The sequence below is a fragment of the Pseudomonas sp. JV245A genome (genome assembly GCF_032424515.1).
Lineage (GTDB): Bacteria > Pseudomonadota > Gammaproteobacteria > Pseudomonadales > Pseudomonadaceae > Aquipseudomonas > Aquipseudomonas protegens.
The window spans coordinates 1-5,067 of sequence record NZ_VYKE01000239.1 but is presented as its reverse complement, the minus strand read 5'-3'; the positions used below and the strand labels follow the sequence as shown (position 1 = coordinate 5,067).

General features: G+C 66.5%; 6 protein-coding genes and 1 pseudogene. 4 read left to right on the top strand and 3 right to left on the bottom strand.

Translation table 11 applies throughout. The features are described from left to right. A partial coding sequence (locus F6S12_RS29620; protein ID WP_315869677.1) for a rhodanese-like domain-containing protein occupies window positions 1-221 on the bottom strand: 221 nt, incomplete at its 3' end. A 103-nt stretch (window positions 222-324) separates the two neighbouring features. Between F6S12_RS29620 and ftrA the strand changes: the two genes are divergently transcribed. After that, window positions 325-1,311 (top strand): transcriptional regulator FtrA, encoded by a 987-nt coding sequence (gene ftrA, locus F6S12_RS29615; protein ID WP_019095782.1) that lies wholly within the window; start codon window positions 325-327, stop codon window positions 1,309-1,311. Window positions 1,312-1,356: 45 nt separating this feature from the next. On the opposite strand, the gene cobF is transcribed toward ftrA, so the two are convergent. Both cobF and F6S12_RS29605 read right to left on the bottom strand, forming a co-directional pair. Beyond that, a complete protein-coding gene (cobF, locus tag F6S12_RS29610; protein ID WP_015635042.1) occupies window positions 1,357-2,118 on the bottom strand; it encodes a precorrin-6A synthase (deacetylating) in 762 nt (253 codons plus the stop codon). Window positions 2,119-2,309: 191 nt separating this feature from the next. Next, window positions 2,310-2,885 carry a histidine phosphatase family protein gene (locus tag F6S12_RS29605; protein WP_125063416.1) on the bottom strand — a complete coding sequence of 192 codons (576 nt, stop codon included), beginning with the start codon at window positions 2,883-2,885 and terminating at the stop codon, window positions 2,310-2,312. Between the two features lie 354 nt (window positions 2,886-3,239). Between F6S12_RS29605 and F6S12_RS29600 the strand changes: the two genes are divergently transcribed. The 3 genes and pseudogenes from F6S12_RS29600 to F6S12_RS29590 form a co-directional block, all read left to right on the top strand. Beyond that, window positions 3,240-4,094 (top strand): MurR/RpiR family transcriptional regulator, encoded by an 855-nt coding sequence (locus F6S12_RS29600; RefSeq protein WP_011060545.1) that lies wholly within the window; start codon window positions 3,240-3,242, stop codon window positions 4,092-4,094. A gap of 2 nt (window positions 4,095-4,096) precedes the next feature. Beyond that, the gene (locus tag F6S12_RS29595; protein WP_011060544.1) at window positions 4,097-4,741 is read left to right on the top strand and encodes an isochorismatase family cysteine hydrolase; all 645 of its coding nucleotides are present in this window, start codon (window positions 4,097-4,099) and stop codon (window positions 4,739-4,741) included. Then, a pseudogene (locus tag F6S12_RS29590) lies at window positions 4,738-5,067 on the top strand (glutamine synthetase); the annotation flags it as partial. The gene F6S12_RS29595 and the pseudogene F6S12_RS29590, both read left to right, overlap by 4 nt.

Here is a 5,067-nt window from a genome sequence, read left to right as displayed (position 1 = left end):
TCGGCGGTGAGCAAGCGCCCGGGCAGATTGATCGCCCCGGGGACATGGCCACGGGCAAAGGCTTCGGGGCCACGCACATCCACCAGGACAAAATCCACTTCACCGGCCTCCTGGCTGCTGTGGACGTCGGAACAGTCGGTTTCAAAGGTCAGGCGGTTGCAAAAATGCATCAGGGCAATGGCCGAAGGGGCGGCGGCAGTGCTGCGGACCAGGCTGGTCATGGGCATCTCCAGAAACTTGCGATTAGGGTGGGAAGGACTTTATAGGCCCTGCCCCACCACGCTAAAGTGGCGTCCCGGACACTGACTGGTAACTTTCCGCCAAATGCACAATCACCCTGGACTGGTGGCGATTCTCGCCTACGACGGCCTTTGCACCTTCGAGTTCGGCATTGCCGTGGAGATTTTCGGCCTGGCCCGGCCGGAGTTCGATTTCCCCTGGTACCGGCAAACCATCGCCGCCGTGGACCCCGGCCCGATGCGTGCCCTGGGCGGGATCCAGGTGCTGGCCGACGGGGGCCTGGAGCTGCTGGAGCAGGCGCGGACCATCATCATTCCCGGCTGGCGCAGCCGCGAGCAGGCGCCGCCGCCGAAGTTGCTGGAAGCGCTGCGCCAGGCCCACCAACGCGGTGCGCGGCTGCTGTCGATCTGCTCCGGGGTGTTCGTTCTGGCGGCGACCGGGCTGCTGGATGGTTGTAGCGCCACCACTCACTGGCGCTACGCCCGCGAGCTGGCCGAGGGTTTCCCGAATATTCGGGTGGACCCGGATGTGCTCTATGTCGATGCCGGGCAACTGATCACTTCCGCCGGCAGCGCCGCCGGTATCGATGCCTGCCTGCACCTGGTGGCCCGGGATTTCGGCACCCAGGTGGCCAACAGCGTGGCCCGGCGCCTGGTGATGTCGCCACAACGCACCGGCGGCCAGGCGCAGTTCATTCCCGCACCGGTCAGCCGTACCCCGCGCAGCGACCTTTCGCGAGTCATGCAATGGGCCCGGGAGCGCCTGCATCAACCGCTGAGCGTGAGCGAACTGGCGGCCCGGGCGCTGATGAGCGAACGCACCTTCCTGCGGCGTTTCCACGACGCCACTGGCGCCTCGCCCAAGGCCTGGCTGCAGCATGAACGGCTGGCCCGGGCCAGGGAACTGTTGGAAAGCGGCAGCGAGAGTACCGAAAGCATTGCCCTGCGCTGCGGTTATCGCTCGGTGGAGAGCTTTCGCGTGGCCTTTCGCGGCCTGGTGGGCGTACCGCCGTCGGTGTACCGCGAACGCTTCGGCCGCGGCCTGGAAAGCACCACACCACCGCGCCCGTAGGAGCCGGCTTGCCGGCGAAGGGGGCGACGCTGGTCCGGCGGGGCGTCAGTCCTGGGGTTTGCGCAGCAGGTAGGTGTCCATGATCCAGCCATGGGTCTGGCGGGCCTGCAGGCGTACACGGCGGATTTCATCGGCCACCTGGTCCAAGGGGCCGCTGATGAGGATTTCATCCGCGGTGCCCAGGTAGGCCCCCCAGTAGATGTCCAGGCCCTGGTTGCGCAGGTGGCGGTAGGAATCCTCGGCGTCGAGCATCACCACCAGGCTGTCGGCGGAGCCGGCCTGCCCCGCTGCCAGGCGGCGTCCGGTGGTGATTTCCACGGAGCGGCCAATGCGGTTCAGCGGCACTTTGTGCCGGGCCGTCAGGGCCTGGACACTGGTGACGCCGGGGATCACTTCGTACTCGAACGACGCCGTACCGCTGGCCAGGATCTGCTGCAGGATGCGCAGGGTGCTGTCGTACAGCGCCGGATCGCCCCAGGCCAGAAAAGCGCCGGTTTCACCGTCCGCCAGTTCCTGGTTGATCAGCCGCTCGAAGACCTGCTGCTTGTCGCGGTTCAGGGTCTGCACACTGGCCTGGTAGTCCACGTCGCCGCGCTCGCGCTCGGGGTTCTGCGCCTCGACGTAACGAAAGGGCCGCTCGGTGAGGTAGCGCTCGCACAGCTCGCGCCGCAGGTCGATCAGGGAATCCTTGCTCGGCCCCTTGTCCATGAGGAACACCACGTCGCTGCGGTTCAGCGCCTTGATCGCCTGGATCGTGATGTAGTCGGGGTTGCCGGCGCCGATGCCGATCACCAGGAGGGTTTTCATGGGCTTGCTCTCGCTGTTTTGCCAGCGGGCCAGTATGCGGCGCTTTGGCCTGATGAGAAATGCTTCTGTAGCCCTCTGGGGCGGCGGGCATCGGCGCGGCGATGCTGGCCTGGAGGCCGTCGCATGTCCGGCTGGAGATGGCCAGGCAAGGCCCCCGGGGCCTTTGCGCAGCCTCGCGGGCTCGGCAGCGGCTACCGGGATGGCGTCGGGGGGCCGGGCAGGCGCAGGCGCCAGCGGCCGGCGTGGCTCAGGTCGAGCCGGGACAGGGGCTCGATGTCGATCTGGTTGAAGCTGGCCAGCGGCGCCTGCAGCACCTGCACCAGCACGGCGCGGATGACGAACGGATGGGTCACCGCCAGCCAGTGGCCCGGGCGCTGCGCCATGACCTCCAGCCATTGCGCCACGCGCTGGCACAACTGGGCCAGGGATTCGCCTCCCGGTGGCGCCAGCTGCGGGTCCTTGAGCCAGGCCTGCAGCGCCTCGGGTTCACGCTCTTGCAGTTCATCGATGCGCAGCCCCTGCCAGGCGCCGAAATCACAGTCGCGCAAGGCGTCCTGCACCTCATGCTCGGCGCTGAACAGCTGGGCGCTCTGGCGGGTACGCAGCTCGGGCCCGCACAACACCCGGATGCCGCGCTTGAAATCACCGGCGCGGCTCAGGGCCTGGGCTTGCCAGTCCAGCTCCAGGGGTTCGTCCCGGGGAAAACGCGCCAGCTTCTGGGCGGCGGTGCGGGCATGGCAGATCAGGGTCAGACGGGTGGCCTGCACGGTGTTTACTCTGGCGTTATCGATTGGCAAACCTAAACGGGCCGGGCAGATGCAACATCTTTGCTGCAACCGCCTCCAAGGTTCATTGCAAAACAGCACGCTGGTGCCTGTCCGGTGCGGTCGCGCCACTGTATTCGGCCTGCTCGGCGTAAGCCAGACCCTGTTGCGATCGCTCCCCTACGTCCCGCACCGTGGCTTCCCGCCCCGCCAACAACAGTTTCCCACCTGAAACCGCCCCATTTCAGGGCAATTTGATATCAGAGGAAAATTCACTAGACATGTAGCGTCTATTACATAAATATCCATTTCGCCATTTTATGAAATAAAAACGACATCACTTTCCAAGGCACCCCGATGCCCTCTCTCAGAGACCTGATCACCGACCCCGCCCTCGACCTCACGCCCTCCGAGCGCAAGGTCGTGCGGGCCCTGCTCGATCACTACCCGCGCAATGGGCTGGGGCCGATGTCACGCCTGGCGGAACACGCCGGGGTCAGCGATCCGACCATCGTGCGCCTGGTGAAGAAGCTCGGTTTCAGCGGCTACGGCGAATTCCAGGAAGCCCTGCTCAGTGACATGGATGACCGCCTGCGCTCCCCCAGCACCCTGCTGCGCCCGCGTTCGCAAGTGGCCCAGGGCGATACCTGGGGCCGCTACCTGGCCGACAGCCAGCGCGTACTGCAGGACACCCAGGCCCTGACCCAGCCCGAAGACATCCGCGTGCTCATGGACTGGCTGCTGGACAGCCGGCATTCGGTGTACTGCTTCGGCGGCCGCTTCAGCAGCTTCCTCGCCCTCTACCTGTTCAACCACCTGCGGCTGATGCGCCCGGGCTGTTTCTTCCTTGACGACAACGCCCAACTGCCGGACCGCCTGTTCGATGTCCAGCGCCAGGACCTGGTGCTGCTGTTCGACTACCGCCGCTACCAGTCCCAGGCCATGCGCGTGGCCAGCGCGGTCAAGGCACGCAACGCCCGGGTAGTGCTGTTCACCGATATCTATGCCTCGCCGCTGCGGGAGCTGGCGGACCTGGTCATCAGTGCACCGGTGGAATCCTTGTCGCCATTCGACACCCTGGTGCCGGCGCTGGCCCAGGTCGAGGCGCTGGTCGCCTGCCTGACCCCGCGCAGCCCTCATCTTGATCAACGCCTGGAGGGCATCGATGCCCTGCGGGCGGAATTTGCTACCCATGTGCTGGAGGAAAAATAAGGATGTTCAGCCTGCCCCACCGTTCGCCCCGGGACCTGCCCTTCGTCGTCGACCACACCGCCCTGCTGCTGGTGGACATGCAGCGGGCGTGGCTTGAACCGCAGTTCGACCCGCACCTGCAAGGGCCCGAGGGCGAGGCCTTTCTCAAGCGCGCACGAGAGCGGGTGATCCCCAACCAGCAACGGCTGCTGGCGGCGGTGCGCGAGGCGCGGCAGAACGTGCTGCACACCATTATCGAAAGCCTGACCGCCGATGGCCGTGACCGCTCCCTGGACCACAAGCTGTCGGACATGCACCTGCCCAAGGGCAGCCCCCAGGCGGCGATCATTGCCGAGCTCGAACCGGTGGAAAACGAGATCGTGCTGCCCAAGACCTCCTCCGGGGTGTTCAACTCCACCAACATCGACTACGTGCTGCGCAACCTGGAAACCCGCCACCTGATCATCGCCGGGATCGTCACCGACCAGTGCGTGGACATGGCCGTGCGCGACGCCGCCGACCGCGGCTACCTGGTGACCCTGGTGGAAGATGCCTGCGCCACCTACGGCGATACCCGGCACCAGGCCTGCCTCAACGCAATCAAGGGCTACTGCTGGATCACCGACACCGACACCGTGCTCGGCCGCCTGCGGGAGATCCGCGGATGAGCCGCGGCCAGGGCATCGAGGCCCTGACCCCGGTGGCCATGACCAGCATCGTCACCACCGACCTGATCGGCGTCACCCGTGGCCGCTCCTTTCCCAGCGACGAACTGGAGCGCTACAAGGTCGGCGGCTGCGGCTGGGTGCCGGCCAACAGCGCGCTGACGCCCCAGGACCTGATCGCCGAGGACAACCCCTGGGGCGCCTATGGCGACCTGCGGCTGATCCCCGACCTGGACAGCCGGGTCAGTGTCGGCGCCGGGCCGGATGCCAGCGCGGCGCCGCTGGATTTCATCCACGCCGACATCTGCCAGACCGACGGCACGCCCTGG